Source organism: Mycolicibacterium sp. MU0053 (assembly GCF_963378095.1).
Taxonomy (GTDB): domain Bacteria; phylum Actinomycetota; class Actinomycetes; order Mycobacteriales; family Mycobacteriaceae; genus Mycobacterium; species Mycobacterium burgundiense.
Window position 1 is genome coordinate 4,729,542 of the sequence record NZ_OY726397.1, and the last position, 22,455, is coordinate 4,751,996.

At 69.2% G+C, this 22,455-nt stretch carries 19 protein-coding genes; 9 read left to right on the forward strand and 10 right to left on the reverse strand.

Translation table 11 applies throughout. The features are described 5' to 3' along the window. The first annotated feature begins 66 nt into the window (after positions 1–66). The 4 genes from RCP80_RS22455 to RCP80_RS22470 all read left to right on the forward strand — a co-directional run bounded on the left by RCP80_RS22455 (position 67) and on the right by RCP80_RS22470 (position 5,229). Positions 67–1,599, forward strand: coding sequence for a Re/Si-specific NAD(P)(+) transhydrogenase subunit alpha (locus RCP80_RS22455; RefSeq protein WP_308479778.1), 1,533 nt, complete (start codon positions 67–69; stop codon positions 1,597–1,599). Positions 1,600–1,643: 44 nt separating this feature from the next. Then, a complete protein-coding gene (pntB, locus tag RCP80_RS22460) occupies positions 1,644–3,065 on the forward strand; it encodes a Re/Si-specific NAD(P)(+) transhydrogenase subunit beta (RefSeq protein WP_308479779.1) in 1,422 nt (473 codons plus the stop codon). 131 nt (positions 3,066–3,196) lie between these two features. Next, positions 3,197–4,414 (forward strand): acyl-CoA dehydrogenase family protein, encoded by a 1,218-nt coding sequence (locus RCP80_RS22465; RefSeq protein WP_308479780.1) that lies wholly within the window; start codon positions 3,197–3,199, stop codon positions 4,412–4,414. After that, positions 4,411–5,229 (forward strand): tyrosine-protein phosphatase, encoded by an 819-nt coding sequence (locus RCP80_RS22470; protein WP_308479781.1) that lies wholly within the window; start codon positions 4,411–4,413, stop codon positions 5,227–5,229. The genes RCP80_RS22465 and RCP80_RS22470 overlap by 4 nt, the downstream gene beginning before the upstream one ends. 45 nt (positions 5,230–5,274) lie before the next feature. Here RCP80_RS22470 and RCP80_RS22475 read toward each other — a convergent pair whose 3' ends face one another. The 6 genes from RCP80_RS22475 to RCP80_RS22500 all read right to left on the reverse strand — a co-directional run bounded on the left by RCP80_RS22475 (position 5,275) and on the right by RCP80_RS22500 (position 10,856). Further along, complete coding sequence (locus tag RCP80_RS22475; RefSeq protein WP_308479782.1) at positions 5,275–5,757, reverse strand: DUF456 domain-containing protein; 483 nt, start codon at positions 5,755–5,757, stop codon at positions 5,275–5,277. Continuing rightward, positions 5,754–6,722: an NADPH:quinone oxidoreductase family protein gene (locus tag RCP80_RS22480; RefSeq protein ID WP_308479783.1), complete on the reverse strand. Its 969-nt coding sequence runs from the start codon at positions 6,720–6,722 to the stop codon at positions 5,754–5,756. The genes RCP80_RS22475 and RCP80_RS22480 overlap by 4 nt, the downstream gene beginning before the upstream one ends. A 3-nt stretch (positions 6,723–6,725) precedes the next feature. Continuing rightward, positions 6,726–7,589, reverse strand: a complete 864-nt coding sequence (locus tag RCP80_RS22485) for an SDR family oxidoreductase (RefSeq protein WP_308479784.1) — start codon at positions 7,587–7,589, stop codon at positions 6,726–6,728. A 46-nt stretch (positions 7,590–7,635) separates the two neighbouring features. Further along, positions 7,636–9,045: an aldehyde dehydrogenase family protein gene (locus RCP80_RS22490; protein WP_308479785.1), complete on the reverse strand. Its 1,410-nt coding sequence runs from the start codon at positions 9,043–9,045 to the stop codon at positions 7,636–7,638. 101 nt (positions 9,046–9,146) lie between these two features. Beyond that, positions 9,147–10,088, reverse strand: a complete 942-nt coding sequence (locus tag RCP80_RS22495) for an SAM-dependent methyltransferase (RefSeq protein WP_308479786.1) — start codon at positions 10,086–10,088, stop codon at positions 9,147–9,149. A gap of 123 nt (positions 10,089–10,211) precedes the next feature. After that, positions 10,212–10,856 carry a TetR/AcrR family transcriptional regulator gene (locus RCP80_RS22500; RefSeq protein ID WP_308479787.1) on the reverse strand — a complete coding sequence of 215 codons (645 nt, stop codon included), beginning with the start codon at positions 10,854–10,856 and terminating at the stop codon, positions 10,212–10,214. Positions 10,857–11,154: 298 nt separating this feature from the next. Here RCP80_RS22500 and RCP80_RS22505 point away from each other — a divergent pair, with 298 nt between their 5' ends. Continuing rightward, positions 11,155–11,715: a TetR/AcrR family transcriptional regulator gene (locus RCP80_RS22505; RefSeq protein ID WP_308479788.1), complete on the forward strand. Its 561-nt coding sequence runs from the start codon at positions 11,155–11,157 to the stop codon at positions 11,713–11,715. After that, positions 11,715–13,844, forward strand: a complete 2,130-nt coding sequence (locus tag RCP80_RS22510; protein WP_308479789.1) for an FUSC family protein — start codon at positions 11,715–11,717, stop codon at positions 13,842–13,844. The genes RCP80_RS22505 and RCP80_RS22510 overlap by 1 nt, the downstream gene beginning before the upstream one ends. 79 nt (positions 13,845–13,923) lie before the next feature. Here the strand turns inward: RCP80_RS22510 and RCP80_RS22515 are convergent, their stop codons facing one another. From RCP80_RS22515 to RCP80_RS22530, 4 genes are all read right to left on the reverse strand, one after another. After that, positions 13,924–14,865 carry a R2-like ligand-binding oxidase gene (locus RCP80_RS22515; RefSeq protein WP_308479790.1) on the reverse strand — a complete coding sequence of 314 codons (942 nt, stop codon included), beginning with the start codon at positions 14,863–14,865 and terminating at the stop codon, positions 13,924–13,926. A gap of 12 nt (positions 14,866–14,877) precedes the next feature. Continuing rightward, positions 14,878–15,546, reverse strand: coding sequence for a TetR/AcrR family transcriptional regulator (locus tag RCP80_RS22520; RefSeq protein ID WP_308479791.1), 669 nt, complete (start codon positions 15,544–15,546; stop codon positions 14,878–14,880). A 142-nt stretch (positions 15,547–15,688) separates the two neighbouring features. Further along, entirely contained in the window at positions 15,689–16,672 is a 984-nt protein-coding gene (locus tag RCP80_RS22525; RefSeq protein ID WP_308479792.1) for a pirin family protein, read from the reverse strand. 67 nt (positions 16,673–16,739) lie between these two features. Beyond that, positions 16,740–18,443, reverse strand: a complete 1,704-nt coding sequence (locus tag RCP80_RS22530) for a phosphoenolpyruvate--protein phosphotransferase (RefSeq protein WP_308479793.1) — start codon at positions 18,441–18,443, stop codon at positions 16,740–16,742. Between the two features lie 149 nt (positions 18,444–18,592). Between RCP80_RS22530 and RCP80_RS22535 the strand changes: the two genes are divergently transcribed. The 3 genes from RCP80_RS22535 to RCP80_RS22545 are packed head-to-tail and all read left to right on the forward strand — an operon-like array spanning position 18,593 to position 22,443. Continuing rightward, entirely contained in the window at positions 18,593–19,360 is a 768-nt protein-coding gene (locus RCP80_RS22535; RefSeq protein WP_308479794.1) for a DeoR/GlpR family DNA-binding transcription regulator, read from the forward strand. After that, entirely contained in the window at positions 19,357–20,352 is a 996-nt protein-coding gene (locus RCP80_RS22540) for a 1-phosphofructokinase family hexose kinase (RefSeq protein WP_308479795.1), read from the forward strand. The genes RCP80_RS22535 and RCP80_RS22540 overlap by 4 nt, the downstream gene beginning before the upstream one ends. A 54-nt stretch (positions 20,353–20,406) precedes the next feature. Continuing rightward, entirely contained in the window at positions 20,407–22,443 is a 2,037-nt protein-coding gene (locus tag RCP80_RS22545; protein ID WP_308479796.1) for a PTS fructose transporter subunit IIABC, read from the forward strand. Positions 22,444–22,455: the final 12 nt, after the last annotated feature.

Below are 22,455 nucleotides of genomic sequence, written 5' to 3' on the forward strand. Positions count from 1 at the left end.
ATATTGGGGTTTCCTACACTGACATCTTTATCGTCACGCTGAGCCAACCAGATCGGACCGAAATCGATGATCATCGGGATACCGCGCGAGTCGCTACCTGGCGAGACGCGTGTCGCCGCCACCCCCGCGACGGTCGCACAGTTGATCAAACTCGGTTATTCGGTGCTGGTCGAGTCCGGCGCGGGCGCCGCGTCGAGTTTCGCCGATCCAGCCTACGTCGAGGTCGGCGCCGAGATCGGGTCGAGGCAGCAGGCCCTCGGCTCCGATGTCGTGCTCAAGGTGAACGCGCCGGACGACGATGAGATCGCCGCCCTGTGCGACGGCGCCACCGTGATCAGCCTGATCTCGCCGGGGTTGAAGCCCGAACTGCTGGAACGGCTGGCCACCCGTTCGATCACGGCGCTGGCGATGGACGCCGTGCCGCGCATCTCCCGAGCGCAGTCGCTGGACGTGTTGTCCTCGATGGCGAACATCGCCGGGTACCGCGCGGTAGTCGAGGCCGCGCACACCTTCGGCCGGTTCTTCACCGGCCAGGTCACCGCCGCGGGCAAGGTGCCACCGGCCAAGGTGCTGGTGGTCGGGGCCGGCGTGGCCGGGCTGGCCGCCATCGGCGCGGCCGGCAGCCTCGGTGCGATCGTGCGCGCCACCGACCCCCGCCCCGAGGTCGCCGACCAGGTCAAGTCGCTGGGCGGCGAGTACCTGGCCGTGGACCCCGCGGTGGCCGAGGTGTCGGCGACCGGCTACGCCAAGGAGATGGGCGACGACTACAAGGCCCGCGAGGCGGCGTTGTACGCCGAGCAGTGCAAGGACGTCGACATCATCATCACGACCGCGCTGATCCCGGGTAAGCCCGCGCCGCGCATCATCACCGCCGACATGGTGGCCTCGATGAAGTCGGGCAGCGTGATCGTCGACATGGCCGCGGCCAACGGCGGCAACGTCGAGGGCTGCGTCAAGGATCAGGCGATCGTCACCGACAACGGCGTGACGATCATCGGCTACACCGACCTGGCGGGCCGCCTGCCCGCGCAGGCCTCCCAGCTCTACGGCACCAACCTGGTGAACCTGCTCAAGCTGCTGACCCCGGACAAGGATGGGACTCTCCTCCTGGATTTTGACGACGTGGTGCAGCGCTCGGTCACCGTGGTCCGCGACGGACAGATCACCTGGCCCCCGCCCCCGGTGCAGGTCTCGGCCGCCCCGGCGGCCAGCACCTCGGCGCCGGTCGTCGAATCGACACCCAAGCAACCGATGTCGGCCGGCCGCCGGCTCGGCGTGACCTTCGCCGCCGCCGCGGTGCTGTTCGTCCTGATCGCGCTGTCACCGGCCGCGCTGCAGGTGCACCTGACGGTGTTCGCGCTGGCGATCGTGATCGGTTACTACGTGATCGGCAACGTGCACCACGCGCTGCACACGCCGCTGATGTCGGTCACCAACGCCATCTCCGGAATCATCGTGGTCGGCGCCCTGCTTCAGATCGGGCACGGTGATCCCGTCATCACCGCGCTGGCCTTCGTGGCGATCCTGGTCGCCAGCATCAACGTCTTCGGTGGCTTTGCGGTGACCCGCCGCATGCTGGCGATGTTCTCCCGCAGCTGAGCCTGCCCCCACTTGAGTTTGATCAACCGATCGGAACGAATGCCATGCTGCTAGAAACCGCTGCCACCTCGGCGTACGTCGTCGCGGCCCTGTTGTTCATCCTGGCGTTGGCCGGCCTGTCCAAACACGAGACCTCGAAGGTGGGCAACACCTTCGGGATCGCCGGTATGACCGTGGCGCTGGTCGCCACGATCGCGCTGGCGCTGGAACGCAAGATCGAGCCGCTGGGCCTGGGTCTGCTGGCCGTCGCCATGGTGATCGGCGCCCTGATCGGCTTGTGGCGCGCCCGCAAGGTCGAGATGACCGGCATGCCGGAACTGATCGCGCTGCTGCACTCGTTCGTCGGCCTGGCCGCGGTCCTGGTGGGCTGGAACGGCTACCTGCACGTCGAGCGTCACCTCGAGGGCGCCGAGGCGATCACGCTGAGCGCCGAGGGGCTGCTGGGCATCCACTCCGCCGAGGTGGTCATCGGCGTCTTCATCGGCGCGGTCACCTTCACCGGCTCGATCGTGGCCAACCTGAAGCTGTCGGCCCGGATGAAGTCGGCCCCGCTGATGCTGCCGGGCAAGAACCTGCTCAACCTCGGCGCGCTGGTGGTCTTCGCGGCGCTGACGGTCTGGTTCGTCATCGACCCGCAGCTGTGGCTGCTCATCGTGGTCACCGTGCTGGCGCTGCTGCTCGGCTGGCACCTGGTCGCCTCGATCGGCGGCGGCGACATGCCCGTCGTCGTCTCGATGCTCAACAGCTACTCGGGCTGGGCCGCGGCCGCCGCGGGCTTCCTGCTGGGTAACGACCTGCTGATCATCACCGGTGCGCTGGTGGGCTCCTCCGGTGCCTACCTGTCCTACATCATGTGCAAGGCGATGAACCGGTCGTTCATCTCGGTGATCGCCGGTGGCTTCGGCATGGAAAGCTCGGGGGCCGGGTCCGATGTGGACTACGGCGAACACCGCGAGATCACCGCCGAGGGCGCCGCCGAACTGCTCTCCTCGGCCGACACCGTCGTCATCACCCCGGGCTACGGCATGGCGGTGGCCCAGGCCCAGTACGGCGTCGCCGACCTGACCCGCAAGCTGCGCGAGCGCGGCGTCGACGTCCGGTTCGGCATCCACCCCGTGGCCGGCCGGTTGCCGGGCCACATGAACGTGCTGCTGGCCGAGGCCAAGGTGCCCTACGACATCGTGCTGGAGATGGACGAGATCAACGACGACTTCGACAGCACCGCCGTCGTCCTGGTCATCGGCGCCAACGACACCGTGAACCCGGCCGCGTCCGAGGACCCGGCCAGCCCGATCGCCGGCATGCCGGTGCTGACGGTGTGGAACGCCGACAACGTCATCGTGTTCAAGCGGTCGATGGCCTCCGGCTACGCCGGGGTGCAGAACCCGCTGTTCTTCCGGGAGAACACCCAGATGCTCTTCGGCGACGCCCGCGACCGGGTCAACGACATCCTCGCCGCGCTGTGATCTGCAGCGCCTGATCGGCGGTCACCTGCTCCGGGAGCGCCTCGGGCGGTGTCCTATGGTGGACGGCAGTGACCAACCAATCGGTTGGGTCAGGCTGCAATTCGAAGGGGCCACCAGGCATGGATTTCGCGATGTCGGCGAAGGCACAGGACTACCACCAACGGCTGACCGAGTTCATGGTCGAGCACGTCTTTCCGGCGGAGGCGGTCTATGACGCCTACCGCGCCGAGAAGGGACCGGGCGACTTCACCGTGCCGCCGGTGGTCGAGGACCTCAAGGCGCTGGCCAAGGAGCGGGGACTGTGGAATCTGTTCCTGCCCTCGGAGTCCGGGCTGACCAACCTCGAGTACGCGCCGCTGGCGGAGTTGACGGGGTGGAGCACCGAGATCGCCCCCGAGTCGATCAACTGTGCGGCACCGGATACCGGCAACATGGAGACCCTGCACCTGTTCGCCACCGAGGAGCAGCGCAAGCAGTGGCTCGAACCGTTGCTCGCCGGTGAGATCCGCTCGGCGTTCTCGATGACCGAGCCCGCGGTGGCCTCCAGCGACGCCCGCAACATCCAGACCTCGATTGTCCGCGACGGCGATCACTACATCATCAACGGCCGCAAGTGGTGGACCTCCGGCGCCAACGATCCGCGCTGCAAGGTCCTGATCGTGATGGGCCGCACCAACCCGGATGCGGCCAGCCACCAGCAGCAGTCGATGGTGCTCGTCCCCACCGACACCCCTGGCCTCGAAATCGTGCGCTCCACAAGCGTTTTCGGCTGGCAGGATCAGCACGGCCACGCCGAGATCGTCTATGACAACGTCCGGGTTCCGGTATCGAACCTGCTGGGCGAGGAGGGCGGCGGTTTCGCGATCGCGCAGGCCCGGCTCGGACCGGGCCGCATCCATCACTGCATGCGGGCGATCGGGGTCGCCGAACGCGCGCTGGCGTTGATGGTGGACCGGGTGCAGACCCGGATCGCCTTCGGCAAGCCGCTGGCCGAGCAGGGCATGATTCAGCACTCGATTGCGGTGTCGCGCAACGAGATCGACCAGGCGCGGCTGCTGTGCCAGAAGGCCGCCTGGGTCATCGATCAGCACGGCAACAAGGCCGCGCACGGGCTGGTTTCGCAGATCAAGGCCGTGGCCCCGCAGATGGCGTGCAACGTGATCGACCGCGCGATCCAGACCCACGGTGGCGCCGGCGTGTCCGACGACACCGTGCTGGCCCGGATGTACGGCTGGCAGCGCGCGATGCGCATCTTCGACGGCCCGGACGAGGTGCACCTGCGCACCGTCGCCCGCCACGAACTCGGCGCAGAGAAGAGCCCGTTCGCAGCCGCGGTCACCCCGAAGTGACAGTGCAACTCTCCGGCGGCTGGAACTTCCGCGACGTCGCCGCCTCGACCTCGGGCAAGGTGCGGCCCGGGCGCCTCTTTCGGTCCGGTGAGCTGACCAAGCTCGACGACACCGGCGTGGAGCAGCTTCGGGAACTGCGCGTCACCGACGTCGCCGACCTGCGCAGCGGGCGCGAGGTCGAGCGGCACGGCGCCGACCTGGTGCCCGACGGCGTGGTGGTACACCTGCTGCCGTTCGTCGACGCGGTGGCCGCCGTCGACGGTGCCGACGGCGGCGACGCGCCCCACGAACAAGCGTTCAAGCGCCTGATGACCGAGAAGCCCGACGACGAGTCGCCGCTGCATGCGGCCAAGCGCTACATGACCGAGGCGTACACGACCTTCGCCAAGGCGCCCGGGGCCGCCCGGGCGCTGCACCGCACGGTGACGCTGCTCGCCGACGGCGCCTCGGTGCTCACGCACTGCTTCGCCGGCAAGGACCGCACCGGGTTCTCCGTCGCGGTGATCCTCGACGTCGCCGGAATCGATCGCGACACCATCATGAACGACTATCTGCACAGCAACGCCGCCGCGCCGCAGCTGCGCGAGCAGATCATGGCGATGATCCGCAACCGCTACGACGGCGAGATCCCCGCCGAGGCAGCGCAGTTCACCGAGACCCGGCTGTCCGACGACGTGCTGGGCGTACGGCCGGAGTATCTGGACACGGCGCTGCGCATCGTGGCAGCCGACTACGGGTCGGTGCAGGGTTACCTGCAGTCCACCGGGGTCACCGACGATCAGCTCGCGCGGCTCCGCACGGCCCTGCTCGGGTGATTTGGGTGCGCCTGGGGGCGCTCAGCGCCTCCCGGCGCACCCAAATCACCAGAAAATGACGGCGCCGGCCCAGACGGCGGTGGCCAGCAGGGCGCCGATCAGCTCCACCCCGATGGACAGTGCCGCACCCTTGACCGCGTGCACGGTCGACGCCCACGCCCGGGTGGCGTCCCCACGCGAGGCGAACTCGGCCACGAACACCCCGGCCACGAAGCCGATCAACAGGCCGATGACGGGGATCACGAAGAACCCGACGATGCCGCATACCGCGCCGATCACCAGGATCGAGGTGCGCACGTCGGCCTGCCGCATGCGCTTGACCGGCCAGGCGTACTTGATCACCTCGGACGTCACGAACAGCACCGCGACGATCGCCAATGTCACCCAGGCCACGGTGTTGCGTTCGACCAGCGCCCACACCACGATGGCCCCGAACACCAGCAGCCCACCGGGCAGGATCGGGATGATGATCCCGGCCAGTCCGATGGCGATGGCCAGCGCGACCAGGGCTATCCCGAGGGTGCTCAAGCGGGTTCCAGCACCAGCTTGCCGAACACCGCGCCGTCTTCGAGCGTCTGTAGCGCCTTCGTACCGTCGGACAGCGGAAAACGGACCGGCGGTGGCGGTTTGAGACCCGCGGCGACCAGCTTGTTCAAGCCGGCCGCGAACACCTGCGCCGAGGCCGGGTCCCGGTTGATGTACTCGCCGTAGCCGACGCCGAGCACGCCGACGTTGCGCAGCAGCAGCCGGTTGACCTTGACGGTCGGGATGCCGCCGGCCGCGAAGCCGATCACCAGCAGCCGGCCGTCGGTGGCCAGCACGCGGATCGCGTCGTCGAAGGCCGGCCCGCCGATGGGGTCGACGACGACGTCCACGCCGCGGCCGTCGGTGGCATCGCGCACCGCCTGGGCCCAGCCCTCGGCGAGCGGGATGACGACGTCGGCACCCAGGGTTCCTACGTAGTCCAGCGCGCTTTGCCGGTTCACCGCCGCGATGACCCGCGCGCCCATCGCCTTGGCGATCTGCACGGCAGCCGTGCCCACCCCGCCGGCGGAGCCGAGCACCAGCACCGTCTCCCCCGGCCGCAGGGCGGCGCGGCGCTCGTAGGCGAAGTACATCGTGCTGTAGTTGACCAGCAGCGAAACCGCTTCCGCGTCATCGAGTTCGGCCGGGCTGGGGCGGACCGCGCTGACCGGCACCGCCACCTGCTCGGCGTATCCACCGAGCATGCTGGACGCCGAAACACGTTGCCCCACTGTCAGACCCGATCCCTCGGGGACCGCGGCCACCACGCCGGCGACCTCCATGCCCGGGATGAACGGCGGCGGGACCTTCATCTGGTACTCACCCTTGGTGAGCAACAGGTCGGGAAAACACACCCCGGCCGCTCGGACATCGACGAGGACCTGGTCGGGGCCGGGCGAGACGTCGGGCACATCCGTGTAGGACATGCCCGCCGGCCCGGAAAGCTCCTGTACTACGCAGGCTTTCATATGTCAGCGCAGATTGAAGCTGGCTTGTTTGGCGGCCGACAGGTCGTCGATCTCCGACCAGCGCGCGGCGATGTCGTCGACCGACGGCGGCGCGGTGAAGGTGACACCCTCGTTCTGGAACAGCGCGGTGCGCTGCACCTTGCCGCCACCGACGATGAACACCGACGCGGTGTCCGGAACTTCCTCGGTGCACAGGTAGGCGACCACCGGCGCGACGTAGTCCGGCGTGAGGTTCTGCAGCACCTCCGGCGGCAGGATGTCCTCGGTCATCCGGGTGGCCGCGATCGGGGCCACCGCGTTGGTCTTGATGTTGTACTTGGCGCCCTCTTGGGCCAGCGTGTTGATCATGCCGACCAGCCCGAGCTTGGCGGCGCCGTAGTTGGCCTGCCCGAAGTTGCCGAACAGCCCGCTGGTCGAGGTCGCGACCACGACCCGGCCGTAGCTCTGCTCCCGGAAGTGCGGCCACGCAGCGCGCACCACGTTGTAGCCGCCGTACAGGTGGACCTTGAGCACCGAATCCCAGTTCTCGTAGGTCATCTTGTGGAACGTGCCGTCCCGCAGGATGCCGGCGTTGCTGACCACACCGTCGACCTTGCCGAACTCGTCGAGCGCGGTCTTGATGATGTTCTCCGCGCCCTCGGGCTCGGCAACGCTGTCGTAGTTGGCGACGGCGCGGCCACCCGCGGCTTTGATCTCGTCGACCACCTGGTCGGCCATCGCCGAACCGGAACCACTGCCGTCGCGGGCGCCGCCCAGGTCGTTGACCACGACCGCGGCGCCCTCCTTGGCCAGCGTCAGCGCGTACTCGCGCCCGAGCCCGCCACCGGCTCCGGTGACAACGACGACACGATCCTGCACTCCGGGCATGAACTTCCTCTCTCGGATCCGACTCAGCTTGGTGCGTGGGACGCGCTCAGAACAGCCGGCGCGCCATCTTCCACGCCTTCTCTGTATACGGCGGGTAGATCATCGAGATTAAGTCGGGTCGGGTTGGCTTGGTCATCACGGTCTTGCGGTGGCTGAATTCCTCGAAGCCGAACTTGCCGTGGTAGGAGCCCGTTCCCGACGGGCCGACCCCGCCGAACGGCAGCTTGGTGGTGGCGAAGTGGAACAGCAACTGGTTGATCACCATGCCGCCGGCCGGTACCTCGCGGATGATCCGCTCCCGGACCGCCTTGGTCTTGGTGAACAGGTAGGCGGCCAACGGCTTGGGCCGAGCGTTGACGAAATTGATTGCCTCGTCGAGAGATTGCATCGTCAGCACCGGCAGGATGGGCCCGAAGATCTCGTCGGTCATCAGCGGCTCGCCGGGATCCGGGTCGACGACGACGGTCGGCTGGATCGAGATGCTGGCGGCATCGGACTGCCCGCCGAGCACAACCTCGCCCTTGGTGGCGGCCAGGGCGGTGGTCAACCGGGCGAAGTGCCGCTCGTTGACAATGCGCTTGCCGCCGGTGTTCTCCGCCTCGAACTTCTCGACGGACTTCCTGAGCTCGTCGACGAACTTGTCCCGGATCGACGCGTCGGCCAGCACGTAGTCCGGCGCGATGCAGATCTGGCCGGAGTTGATCAGCTTGGTCCAGGCGATGCGCCGGGCCGCGATCTCGATGTCGGCGTCGGCGGCGACGATCACGGGGCTCTTGCCGCCCAGTTCCAGGGTGACCGGGCTCAGGTGGGCGGCGGCGCTCTCATAGACCTTGCGCCCGATCTCGGTGCCCCCCGTGAAGAACACATGGTCGAAGCCCTGGGCGATGAGCTCCTGGCTGACCGCGCCGTCGCCCTCGACCACGACGATCGCCTCGGGGTCCAGGTAGCGCGGGACCAGTTCGGCCATTACGGCCGAGGAGGCCGGCGCCACCTCCGACGGCTTGAGCACCACGGTGTTGCCCGCGGCGATCGCGCCGACCGCAGGCCCCAGCGTCAGGGCGAACGGGAAGTTCCAGGCGCCGATGACCAGCACCGTGCCGTAGGGCTCGTATTCGACCCAGCCGCGACCGGGCAGCTGGGAGAACTCCAGCATGCGGTAGCGACGCTTGGTCCACTTCTTGACGTTCTTGGCGGCGTCGAGGGCCTCACCGACGGTGCTGGCGATGTCGGCCAGCCACGCCTCGAACGGCGCCCGTCCCAGGTCCTTGGCCAGCGCCTCGGCGATCATCGATTCGTTCTCGGTGAGCAGCTTCGCCAGGGCGGTCAGCTGCCGTTTGCGCCATTCGATGTCGCGGGTGCGGCCAGTCGCGAAAGCCTTGCGGGCGCCGGCGACGACTGCCGGCACATCCACGGCGGTCGCCGTCGGTGCGGTTTCTTTGGAGATTTCGGTGGTCACGGCCTGCCCTTCCTAGCGTTGCGGGCGCTTTGCGTCCTACGCGCCATGGTAGCCAACCACCCGGTTGGGCGACAGGCTGCGGGTGCGGCCGGGCCGACGGGTCAGCCGCGTTCGGCGACCACGAAGTGCGAGAACACGTCCTCGTCGTCGGACATCGGCACGCCGTCCACCCAGCGGTCGAGCCGACGCATCTCGTCGGTGGCCGGGGTCGCGGTGGCCTGCCAGCCGTGCGCATCGAGCCACTCGTCGAGTTCGGCGCGATCCGGGTCGTTGTAGACCAGGTCCGCGATATCGATGTCGGGCCGTTCGATCTCCAAGATCGCAGCCACCCGCTCGAAGCGCTCCTGCATCTCCTCGCGCCGGTCCATCGAATGCTTGCCGGCGGTTTCGGCGGCGATCCGGCTGCCGCGCGCGCTGAGCGCGGTGATGTTCTCGAACAGCCGGTCCTGAGCCTCGCCCGGCAGATACATCAACAGTCCTTCGGCGAGCCAGGCGGTGGGCACCGCGGGATCGAAGCCCGCGCTGCGCAACTCGGCCGGCCAGTCGAAGCGCAGGTCGACGGCCACCTCGTGGCGCTGCGCGGTCGGCTGCGCGCCGTGCTCGGCCAGCTTGGCGGCCTTGTACTCGAGCACCTTGGGCTGGTCGATCTCGAAGACCCGGGTGCCGGCGGGCCACGGCAACCGGTAGGCACGGGAATCCAGGCCCGAGGCCAAGATCACCACCTGACGGATGCCGGCGGCGGCCGCGTCGGTGAAGAACGCGTCGAAGAAGTGGGTGCGCACGGCCTGGTAGTTGCGCATGTGCCGGAAGATGGCGCCGGCCTCCGCGTCGACGCCGGCCACCCGCTCGATGATCGAATCCTCCAGCAGGTTCTGCCACGGCAGCCCCGAGACACCGTCGACGAGGGTGCGCGCGTACGGGTCGTTGATGAGCGGGTGCTGACTCTCGGTGTCGGCCGCGCGTGCGGCGGCCACCATGACGGCGGTGCTGCCGACGCTGGTCGCGATGTCCCAGCTGTCGTCCTCGGTGCGAAGTGCGCTCATGTCGATCCCGTCTGCGTGAATGGTTCGCACGCCATTCTACCGAATAACTTAGCTAGCCTATTCGTTGTCCGGCCGACGTCGGGGATCGCTTGCGGCGCAACCCTTTTCCGCGGTTACGTGGTGTTACTCGGCGGGGTTGAGCTGCCACAGCCGATGCTCGAGCAGCAGCCGCAGCTGATCGATGATCTTCTCCAGCTGCTCGTGATCGCCCACGAACCCGGCATAGAAGCCCATCCCCCACAGCACCGCGACGAGCATCTCCACCAGCGAGTTGACGTCGGTGTCGATGTCGAGTTCCCCGTTGCCGATCGCCTCCTTGACGGCCCAGGTCACGAACGCGCGCGAGCCTTCCAGCGAATTGTTGTCATCCTGGCGCAATTCCGGGTGCCGCTGCGACTCCAGCACCGAGGCCACCAGGAACGCGGCTGCGGACCGGTCCTCCGAGTCCGCCTGCACGGCAGCAAGCAAGAACGCCTCCAGCCGGCCGACCAGCGTCGTTTCCGTCTGGGCGCGTTCGGCGCCGGCGGCCACCACCAGCGCGTTGGTGCGATTGACCACCTCGGCGAACAGCGCGCGCTTGTTGGGGAAGTAGTGGTTGATCGCCGGCCGGGTCAGGTCAGCGCGGAGTGCGATGGCCTGAAAGGTCGCAGCGTCGTACCCCAATTCGCTGAAAACCTGACGGGCGGAGCGCAATATTCGCTCCCGCGTCTCCGCCGCTTTCGCTGCTGGCGGCCGACCCGGTCCCCGGCGACTAGCAATATGCGGCACAGTCAAAGTGTGCCACAGCTCACCGCCTGGAAGTTCCAAGGTTGACTGTCGCGTGAAAAATGACGGATTCGAAAGTGGATCCACCTGCAGTCAAGCAAAATCGACCGACCTGACCGGGTTTGCCGACTATTTCGGTATCCGCTGTACGCAGATTTAGCTGGGGGACCAGTTTCGGTCCCGCTCTGCGTCACGATCCGGTCATACTTTTGATTAGCGGCACTTCAATCCGGTTGCTCGGTCGGTTTGCCGCCGCCGAAGTGGGTGCGTAGGCACCCCGCGGCGAACTATGGTTCACGGAATGGCGACAGTCGTCTCCCGGGAAGCGTATTTCGACGTCGGCCTCGATGTGCTGGCCGAACTGGGGTACGGCGGGCTGAAGTTGGCGCAGGTGTGCGGCCGACTCGGCGTCACCACCGGATCGTTCTACCACTACTTCTCCAGTTGGTCGGCCTATACGACCGAGCTGGTGGAGCACTGGCAGAACGGGTTGACCGGGCAGCGGGTTGCGCGGTTGCGCGCCGAACCGGATCCGCGCCGCCGCATCGACGGCGTGGTCGATGTCGGGTTGGCGCTGCCGTATGGCGCCGAGGCCGCGATCCGGACCTGGAGTTCGATCGACCCCAAGGTCCGCAAGGCGCAGGAAGCCGTGGACGGGCAACGCTTCGAGGTGCTGCGCGAGGCCGCCTTCGAGATCCTGGGCCACGATCGCCAGGCCCAAGTGTTCGCGAGTTGGGCGGTCTACCTGTTGGTGGGCTACGAACAGTGCACCCTGCCCCCGGATGGCGCGGGGCTGGCGTGGATCGCCGGTCAACTGCTGGACGCGCTGGATTCCGGTCGGTTCGCGACTGTGCCCGAGTAATGCTGCGCTACGCCAGGATGCTGCGGCGCCGCCTGCGCGATCGGTTCGAAAGCCGCGATCCCGAACGCGATGCGCTGCGCCGCGCCGCCCGCGCCGGGTTGGTGATCCCGATCGCGGCCGCGGTCGGATTCGCCGTGGGCGGCGGGCAAACGCCGATGTACGCGATCTTCGGCTCCATTGCGCTGCTGATCACCGTCGACTTTCCGGGCAACCGGGCCGGCCGCGCGGTGTCCTATGCGGGCCTGGGGCTCATCGGCGCGGCGCTGATCACGCTGGGCACCCTGATCGCCGATCTGCCGTGGCTGTCGGTGGTGGTGATGTTCGTGCTCGGCGTGCTCGTCACGTTCGCCGGGGTGTTGAGCACCGCGATCGCCGCCGGCCAGCGCGCCACCCTGATGACGTTCGTGCTGCCGGCCTGCACGCCGACCGGACCGGTCTCGGACCGGCTACTGGGCTGGTGCATCGCGTTGGCGGTGTGCGTACCGGCGGCGCTGTTCGTCTTCGCGCCCCGCCACCACGACGATCTGCGCCGGTATGCGGCCCACGTCTGCGCGACGCTGGCCGACCGACTGGAGGGCCGCGCCACCGCCAAGGACGTCAACGCGGCGATGAACGCCTTGTTCGCGCACTATCTGGATGGCGACTTCCGGCCGGTGGGGCTGACCGCAGGCAGTCGCGCGCTGGTGCGGGTGGTCGACGACCTGGGCTGGCTGACCGATCGGGTGCGCGCCGACACCGCCGAGACCCTGGGGCTCATGAGCGAGCCGTCGGTGCGGGTATTGCGCGCCTGCGATCGACTGTTGCGGATCACCCGGGTACCCGACCGCGACGCCGGCCGCGTCGAACTCGACGAGGCGCTGGCCGACCTGCGCTCGGTCGCGCGCGGCCGGTACCGCGAAGACGTCGCCAAAGTGCTGCGGTCCGACTGTGACGACAGCGCGATCAAGGTCGGTGCGCGGCTGCTGGCCCGGCGCACGTTCGGGGCCACCGTGATGACCACCGGCCGGGTCATCGCCGGGGCGGCCGCCGCCGACGCGCGGCCGGTGCTGATGCGGGTGCTCGGCAGGCAGTTGCCGGAGACCGGCGCGGCTGTGCGGGTGCTCTCCGAAACCCAAGCGGTGGCGACGATTCCGTCGGGTTACGTGGCCACCCGGGCGGTGGTGGTGCGCAACAGCATCCGCACCGGACTGGGGCTGGCGGCCGCCGTCGCGACCACCCACATGTTCGCCGTCGAACATGGCTTCTGGGTGGTGTTGGCGGCGCTGTCGGTGTTGCGCAGCACCGCGCTGACCACCGGCACCAAGGTCTTTCGCGCGGTCAGCGGGACGGTGGTGGGGTTCGTGATCGGGGCGGTGCTGATCGAACTGCTCGGCGTCGAACCGGCGGTGTTGTTGGTCGCCCTACCGGTGGTGGCGTTCATCGCGGCCTACGTTCCCGAGATCGCATCGTTCGCCGCCGGCCAGGCCGCGTTCACCATGCTGGTGCTGATCGTGTTCAACCTGATCAACCCGAGCGGCTGGCAGGTGGGACTGATCCGGATCGAGGACATTGTCGTCGGCGGAGCCGTCGGCCTGGTGGTGTCGCTGCTGCTGTGGCCGCGCGGTTCCGGCCGGGCCGTGTCTGCGGCCATCGACGCCGCCTACGACGTGGGCACCCGCTACCTGCGCACCGCGGTCTCCCGCGTGACGCACGGCACCTCCGCGGCTGCCGTGGACGAGCTCAGCCACCAGGCGCTCACCGCCTCGCGCACCGTCGACAGTGCTGTCCGACAGTACCTTTCGGACAATGGCGGGCCGCGCGATCACCGAGCGCCGGTGATCCGCCGGGCCAACCGCGCGATTCGACTGCGCGGTGCGGCCGATCTGATCGCCGACATTCCCACGCTGCCCTCGCGCGGCGCCTATCCGAATGCCCGCACCGTGTTGGACGCGCACGCGACGCTGGTGGCCGACCGGATGTCGGGCCGAACCGACCATCCGCTCGGATCCAGCGGTCTGTCAGAGCATTTCGTGACCGCGCTGCGGGCCGAGTCGCATGAGGCCCAGCACCCGGTGGCCGATGCGCTGCCGCTGGTGACGGTGGCCGCCAGCCTCGGCGAGTTGCAACTGCTCTACCCCGCCAAGGCCTGAGCCCCCGTCCCGCCCAACGGTGAGTTTGGGCCGCAAAGTGCGAGTGGCTTCCGGCATTTCGTCAATCTCGGCGATCAGGTCATGCCGAGGCGACCAGCGAGCGAGCGTCCTCCTCACCGAACGAATCCTCCAGGTGCACCGGCGAATAGTCGACGTCGATCTCCTCGACCGGGCGGCCGCGGGCGCTGCTGATGGTGCCGAAGCGCCGCATGCCCTTGTCGGCGGAGTACTTCATGAACTCCTCCGGATCCAACCCGAACGGAATGTCGGAGCCGTACAACGCAAAGCCATCCTCGGTGAGGCCCAGCGCCAGCGGCAGCAGCTCGTTCATCCGCGTCTCGAATACGGCCCAGTTGGTGTCGTCGGCGGCCACATGCCGCCGACATGTGAAGGTGCCCCACGCCATGTGCCGTCGCTCGTCGTCGCCGATGCGTCGGACCAACTCCTGCATGCCGGGCAGGATGCCGCGGTCCACGCAAATCTTGTGCCACGCATAGTATCCCGTGAGCGCCAGCATGCCCTCGACCACGTGGTTGTACACCACCGACGCGCGGACCTGGGCGGCCGGCGAGGGGTCGACGTACAGCGCCTCCAGCGATTCCGGCAGCTCCTCGTAGAACATCCGCCGGTACGACGGTAGGTCGTCGAAGTAACCGTGCAGGTCGTCGGTGACCCCGACGGCGTCGAGCCACATCCGGAAGACCTGGGTGTGCTTGGCTTCTTCGAAGGCGAACTGCGTCAAGTACATCTCGTCACCGAGGCGGCCCTCGACCTGCATCGCGCGCATGAACGGCTGGATATCCTTGGTGACGGCTTCCTCACCGGCGATGAACTGGGCGCACAAGCGGGTGGCGTAGTCGCGTTCCCGCTCGGTCAGTGCCTCCCAGTCGGCCCGGTCGCGGGAGAAATCGATATCCGCCGGGTTCCAGAACTTCGCGTTGCCACTGGCAAATAGCCGCAGCGGCAAGCTGTCCCAGTTCAGGCCGCCGGCTCTCATGGATTCGAAATGGGTGTGCGACATGCGTTGACCTCCTCAGGTCCGTTGGGCTGCTGGATCTGCGATCGGGGAGAATGCGGCCGCCAGCACCGCGACGAGCCGGCGCACGGCCAGTGCCGGCTGCTCGGGGGTGGGGTCGTCGAGTCCGAGGACCGGATCGATGCCGCGCACGTACGGCGCCAGCGCCAGGTGCGGGAAGATCATCAACAGCAACGACAGCAGCGCACCGGTGTCGGCGTCGGGGCGTAGGTCGTGCCGCGCCTGGGCGTCGTGCACCAGCGGCCGCAACACCTCGAGGTAGTGGCGGTGCAAGACACTGCGCACGCTGACGCGGGCATCGGCGTCGACCTCCAGGCTGGCTGCGGCATGCAGCGATCGCTCGCGCGGATGGTCGGCGAAATAGGCCACCCAGTCGTCGAGCAGGTCGGTGAGGAATTCGAAGAACGGCCGGTCCGGACCGAGTTCGCGGATGCGCGCTTCCATGTAGGTCCGGACGCGTTGACTGCCGATGTCCGCGATGAACGCGTACAGGTCGCGCTTGTCCGCAAAGTATTGGAACAGACTGCCTTTGGCGACCCCGGCGCGCCGGGCGATGACGTTCAGGCTGCCGCGGGAAAACCCGTGCGCGCCGAATTCGGCCTCCGCGGCTTCGATTATCGCCGCGCGCCGCGCCGGATCGACGCGTGCCCATGTAACCGTTGGCATCGGACCTCCCAGCACTCGATGACCACTGGTCATATTACTGTGACGGGCACCACAGTCAAGCCCCCCGCAGCGGGCAGCCGCCGACGGCCGTCACCGTTGGCGACGAGCGCCGGCGAACCACAGCGCTACCCGCGCCCGGGCCTCAGCCCACCCGGTGCGGCATCAACGCGTCCGGGGGGATGCTGCCGAACCGCCCCGCCTGAAAGTCCTCGAGCGCCTGGATAACCTCCGACTTCGAGTTCATCACGAACGGCCCGTAGTGGAAGACCGGCTCACGGATGGGTCGGCCGCCCAGCAGCAGCACCTCCAGCGCGGGCCGGTGGGAGTCCTGGCCGGCGTCGGCCGCCACGGTGATCCGATCGCCCGGCCCGAGCACCGCGAGCTGGCCCTGCTGGATCCGATGACGCACCGGGCCGATCGATCCCCGGCCGGAAAGCACATAGACCAAGGCGTTGAAGTCGCGGTTCCAGCCGGTGTTCAGCTCGGCACCGGGCGCAATGGTGGCGTGCGCCAACGTGATCGGGGTGTGCGTCGCGCCCGGCCCACGCTGGACGCCGGCCTCGGTGCCGAATTCCCCGGCTATCACCCTGATCAGTGCGCCGCCATCCGAGGACGACAGCAACTGCACCTGCGCGCCCTCGATCGACTGATACCGCGGGGCGGCGAACTTGTCCTTCTTGGGCAGGTTCACCCACAGCTGGACGCCGTGGAAGGCGCCGCCGCTCTCGACGAGTTCGGCGGGCGGGGTCTCGATGTGCAGAATCCCGGACCCGGCCGTCATCCACTGGGTGGCACCGTCGGCGATCAGGCCGCCGCCGCCGTGGGAATCCTGATGCGCGAACCGGCCGTCGATCATGTAGGTGACCGTCTCGAAGCCCCGGTGCGGGTGCCAGTCGGTACCGCGTGGTTCGCCGGGCTGGTACTCGATCTCGCCCATCTGGTCCATGTGCACGAATGGGTCGAGGTCGGCGGCACTGACGCCGGCGAAGGCGCGGACGACGGGAAACCCCTCGCCCTCGACTCCACGCGGACCGGTCGTGATGGACCGCACCGGCCGCTCGGTGTCGCCGGCGCCGGCCGGGCGGACTCGCGACAGGCTCAAGGTGTCTGCGGTGATTGCGGGCATGTGAGTACCTCCAGGTAGGTCAGAGCTACCCGATATAACCGGACTGCGGTCCGATTATTCCAGCGAGTCAGCTCAGCGCCGCCAGGGCGGCGGCCCGTGCCTCGGCGGCGCTCGCGGTCGCGAGCGCGGCCGCACCGGCCCGCCGACACTGCTCCAGGGTGACCGTCGACAGCTTGGCGCCCACCGCCATGACCGCCGCGGCGGCCGCCGACAACGACGTGATGCCCATCCCGACCAGCACACACGCCAGCAGCGGGTCCGCCGCGGCCTCGCCGCACACCCCCACCGGCTTACCGGCCGCGGTCCCGGCCTCGGCCGTCATCGCGACCAGGGCCAGCACGCCGGGCTGCCACGGATCGGTCAACGTCGCCAACTCGGCGGACATCCGATCGGCGGCCATCGTGTACTGCGCCAGATCGTTGGTCCCGATCGAGACGAAGTCGACGTGTTCGAGAATCCGTGCGGCCAGCAGCGCCGCGGCGGGAACCTCGATCATCACCCCGGGGATGAGGCCGTGGGCCCGGACCTTCGCCGCGAAGTCACGCGCCTCCTCGGGCGTGGCGATCATCGGGGCCATCACCCACGGCTGACTGTCGGTCTGCTCGGCGGCGGCGGCGATTCCGGCGAGCTGGTTGTCCAGGATCGCCGGGTTGCCGAACGACACCCGGATGCCGCGCACCCCGAGCGCCGGGTTGGCCTCCTCGGGCTGGCCGGCGAATTTCAGCGGCTTGTCCGAGCCGGCATCGAGGGTGCGGATCACCACCTTGTGCCCGGAAAACGGTTGCAGCACTTCACCGTAGATGCGCGCCTGCTCCTCGACGCTCGGCTCGGTCTCGGCGTTGAGGAAGCACAGCTCGGTGCGGAACAGACCGATCCCCTCGGCCGGTGTCGCGCGCGCGGCCCGTGCCGCGGCCCCGTCCTGCACGTTGGCCAGCACCGCCACCGGATGGCCGTCGGCGGTCGCACCGGGGCCCGACCAGTTCGCCATCGCCGCGGCCGCCTGCCGGGCGCGTTCGACCGCGGCGCCGGCCGTGGTGGCGTCGGGATCCACCGCGACGGTGCCCAGGGTGCCGTCGAGCAGGATCTTCGAGCCGACGGCGACGTCGTCGAGGCCGGTCACCGCCACCACGCACGGAATGCCCAACTGCCGCGCGATGATCGCGGTGTGGCTGGTGGGCCCGCCGAGCGAGGTCGCGAGTCCGATGATCAAGGCCGGGTCCAGACCCGCCGTGTCGGCCGGGGCGAGGTCGTCGGCGCACAGCACCGAGGGGACGTCGGGCAGCGGCACGCCCGGCTCGGGCAGGCCGGCGAGCTCGGCGATCACCCGGTCCCGGATGTCACGCAGGTCGGTGACCCGCTCGGCCATCAACCCGCCCATCTTGGTGAACATCTCGACGAACTGCTCGACGGCCTCGGTGGTCGCCCGCACCGCGGGCGTCCCCGCGCCGATGCGTTTCTCGGCGGCGCCGAGCCAGGCCCGGTCGGTGGCCAACTGCGCGGTGGCCCCCAACACCTCCGAGGCCGCGCCGGTGGCGTGCGCGGCCCGGTCCCGCAGTCGGGTCGCCACGGCGTGCGCCGCGGCGCTGAACCGGGCGGCCTCGGCTTCCCGGTCGGCCTCGACCAGCTCCGTCGGTGCACTCAGGTCCTCGGGGGCGGGCGGTCGTCCGGGCCGGATCGCCGGGGCGTACGCGACGCCCGGCACCACCGGTACGCCCTGGAGCACGACACCGAGCGCCGCACCCTGTGAAGTCGCAGCAGTTGTGGGAGTCATGTGAACCAGGTTACATCCAAACCTTGACAAGACAACACAAACAAGCGTAAAACAACACGTATCAACATTGGAGTGCCGGTCGTGGCCCTCACGGCCACCCGATCCGTACCCAACCGACCCTAGTCCCGCCCCGACCTCGGAGTCCCCTCTTGTATCCGGAAGAGCGTCAGCAGGCCATCGCCGCCCTGGTGCTGGCGCGCGGGCGGGCCTCGGTGGCCGAACTCGCCGAGACCTACGCGGTGACCACCGAAACCGTGCGGCGCGACCTGGCCGTGCTGGATCGCTCCGGCCTGGTGCGTCGCGTCCACGGCGGCGCGGTTCCGGTGCGGGCGCTGCGCGTCGTCGAACCGGACGTCTCCGAGCGCGACAGCACCCGCGCCAGCCACAAGGACGCGATCGCGCTGGCCGCCGTGGGCTTCTGTCCGGTGGCCGGGGCCAGCGTGCTTTTCGACGCCGGCACCACCACCGCCCGGATCGCCGGACTGCTGCCCGCCGACCGCGAACTGGTGGTCGTCACCAACTCGGTGCCGATCGCCGCGCGCCTGGCCACGATGCCCGCCGTCAGCCTGCACCTGCTCGGCGGCCGGGTGCGCGGGGTCACCCAGGCGGCGGTCGGCGAACCGGTGCTGCGCGCGTTGGACACGTTGCGCGTCGACGTCGCGTTCATCGGCACCAACGGCATCAGCGTCGAGCACGGACTGTCCACCCCGGACAGTGACGAGGCCGCCGCCAAGAGAGCCATGGTGTGCAGCGCGAACTACGTTGTGGTGGTAGCCGATTCATCCAAGGTCGGGCGCGAGGACTTCGTCAGCTTCGCGCCGATCGAGAAGGTCGACACCGTGGTGACCGACAGCGAGATCAGCGACGTCGACCGCCGGGCGCTGATCGAACACGGAGTAGAGGTGGTTGTGGCATGACTGCGACAGCGGGGGATTCGGCCGTCGTCACCGTGACACCGAACCCGAGCATCGACCGCACCATCACCCTGGGGGGCCCGCTGACCCGCGGCGCGGTGCACCGAGTGCAATCGGTGTCCAACGAGCCCGGCGGCAAGGGCGTCAACGTCGCACGGGCACTCACGCTCGCCGGAGTCGAAGCCCGCGCGCTGCTGCCCGCCGCCCCCGATGACCCCTTTCTGACGGTGCTGGCCCCGACCTGCGTCCCGTTCGCCGCGGTGCCGGTCGCCGGCACCGTCCGAACCAACCTCGCCATCACCGAAACTGACGGCACTACAACGAAACTCAATGAACCGGGCGCCGAACTCGACGCGGCCTCGCTCACGGCGCTGACCGAAGCCGTGCTCACCCACGCCGCGGCGGCGCAATGGGTGGTGCTGTCCGGATCGCTGCCGCCGGGAGTACCGGAGGGCTGGTACGCCGAGGTGGTGGCACTGCTCGCCGGGCTGAGGTGCAAGGTCGCGGTCGACACCTCGGAGGGCCCGCTGTTGGCGCTGGCCGCCGGCTTCGAGCGCGCCGCCCCGGACCTGATCAAGCCCAACTCCGAGGAACTGGCCAGCCTCGCCGGCGCCGATCCCGAACTGTTGGAACAGGCTGTCCACCAGGGTGATCCGAGGCCGGTCGTCGACGCCGCCACCGCACTGGTCAACCGCGGCGTCGGTGCGGTGTTGGCCACCCTCGGCGCGGCCGGCGCGGTACTGGTCGACGGCACCGGCGCATGGCTGGCAGCGCCGCCGCCGATCACCCCACGCAGCACCGTCGGCGCCGGCGACTCCGCACTGGCCGGGTACGTGCGCGCCGCGATCGCCGGCGCCGAGGAACCGCGACGCCTGCAGATGGCGGTGGCCTACGGCAGCGGCGCGGCGGCCCTGCCCGGTTCGGCGTTGCCGTCGCCGGCCCAGATCGACCTCGACGCGGTGCGGGTGATCTCGATCAGCCCCGCCCCGAGCTAGCCGATTCATGTCAATCGCCGACCCCCCCGAGCCGTTTCGACGAAGGTGTCTCCTATGACCACAGCGCCCATCACCACCGCCGATCTGGTCCTGCTCGACGTCGACGCGGGGGCGGACAAGGAGGCCGTCATCGCGCGGCTCGCCGGAGCACTGGCCGCGGCCGGTCGCGCCACCGACACCGACGGCCTGGTCGGCGCGACCATGGCCCGAGAGGCCCAGTCCGCCACCGGACTACCCGGCGGAATCGCGATCCCGCACTGCCGCTCACCCCACGTCCAGACCCCCACCATCGGATTCGCCCGGCTCAGCCCGGCAGTGGACTTCGGCGCCCCGGACGGCCCGGCCGATCTGGTATTCCTGATCGCCGCGCCGGAGGGTGGCGGGTCCGAACACATGAAGCTGCTCTCGAGCCTGGCCCGCGCGCTGGTGCGACCCGAGTTCGTCGCATCGCTGCGCTCGGCGGCCACCGCCGAGGACGTGGTGGCATTGGTCGACGGCGTCGTCACGCCCGCGCCCGCCACGCCTGCGGCCACGCCGGCCCCGGCCGCACCTGCCGAGGCCGCACCTGCCGAGGCCGCACCGGCGCCCGCCGCGACCAAGACGATTGCCGCAATCACGGCCTGCCCCACCGGAATCGCACACACCTACATGGCCGCCGACGCGCTCAAGCTGGCGGCCGAGCGGGCCGGTGTCGAACTCGTCGTCGAGACCCAGGGCTCCTCGGGCAGCACCCCGCTGGGCGCCGCGGTCATCGCGGGGGCCGACGCCGTCATCTTCGCCACCGATGTCGGGGTCAAGGACCGCGGCCGCTTCGCCGGCAAGCCCGTCATCGCCTCCGGCGTCAAGCGCGCGATCAACGAGCCGGACACCATGATCGCCGAGGCGGTCGCCGCGGCCGACAACCCCAACGCCGCGCGGGTCGAGGGCACCGGCGCGGCCGCCGCCGACATCGAGGGCGCGGCCGATGTCGGCTGGGGCACCCGGACCCGACAGATCCTGCTCACCGGTGTGAGCTACATGATCCCGTTCGTCGCGGCCGGCGGCCTGCTGATCGCGCTGGGATTCCTGTTCGCCGGCTACGACATCGCCAACCCGCCCGCGGGTTTCGAGGCCCCCCTGGGCAACCTGATCGCGTTGGAGAACACCCTGACCGACCTGCCGCCGGGCGGCATCATGCAGTACCTGGGCGCGGTGCTGTACACCCTGGGCGGGCTGGCCTTCGGCTTCCTCATCCCGGCGCTGGCCGGCTACATCGCATTCGCGATCGCCGACCGTCCCGGCCTGGCCCCCGGATTCACCGCCGGTGCGGTGGCGGTGTTCATCGACGGCGGCTTCATCGGCGGCATCGTCGGCGGCCTGATCGCCGGCTTCGCGGCGCTGTGGATCAGTCGGATCGGCGTGCCGCAGTGGTTCCGCGGCCTGATGCCGGTCGTCATCATCCCGCTGTTCGCGTCGCTGATCGTCGGACTGCTGATGTTCCTGCTGCTCGGGCGCCCGCTCGCGGCGATCCAGGAGGGCCTGACCAACTGGCTGAGCGGGATGACCGGGACCTCGGTGATCATCCTGGGCGTCATCCTCGGGCTGATGATGTGCTTCGACCTCGGCGGCCCGGTCAACAAGGCCGCCTACGCATTCGCCACCGTCGGACTCAACGTCGCCGACCCGTCGTCGCTGCGCATCATGGCCGCGGTGATGGCGGCCGGCATGGTGCCGCCGCTGGCGATGGCGCTGGCCACGGCCGTGCGGCCCCGGCTGTTCAGCGAGCCCGAACGCGAAAATGGCCGCGCCGCATGGCTGTTGGGTGCATCCTTCATCTCGGAGGGGGCCATCCCGTTCGCGGCGGCGGACCCGCTGCGGGTGATCCCGTCGATGATGGCCGGGGGCGCGGTGACCGGCGCGCTGATCATGGCGTTCGACGTGACGCTGCGCGCGCCCCACGGCGGCATCTTCGTGTTCTTCGCGATCGGCAACCTGTTGTGGTTCCTGGTCGCCCTGGTCGCCGGGACCGTCGTCGCGGCACTGGCGGTCGTCACCGCCAAGCAGTTCAGCGCCACCCGATCCCTGGCCCAAACTCCCCTTTCGGCCGCATAGTTCGAGTAGACA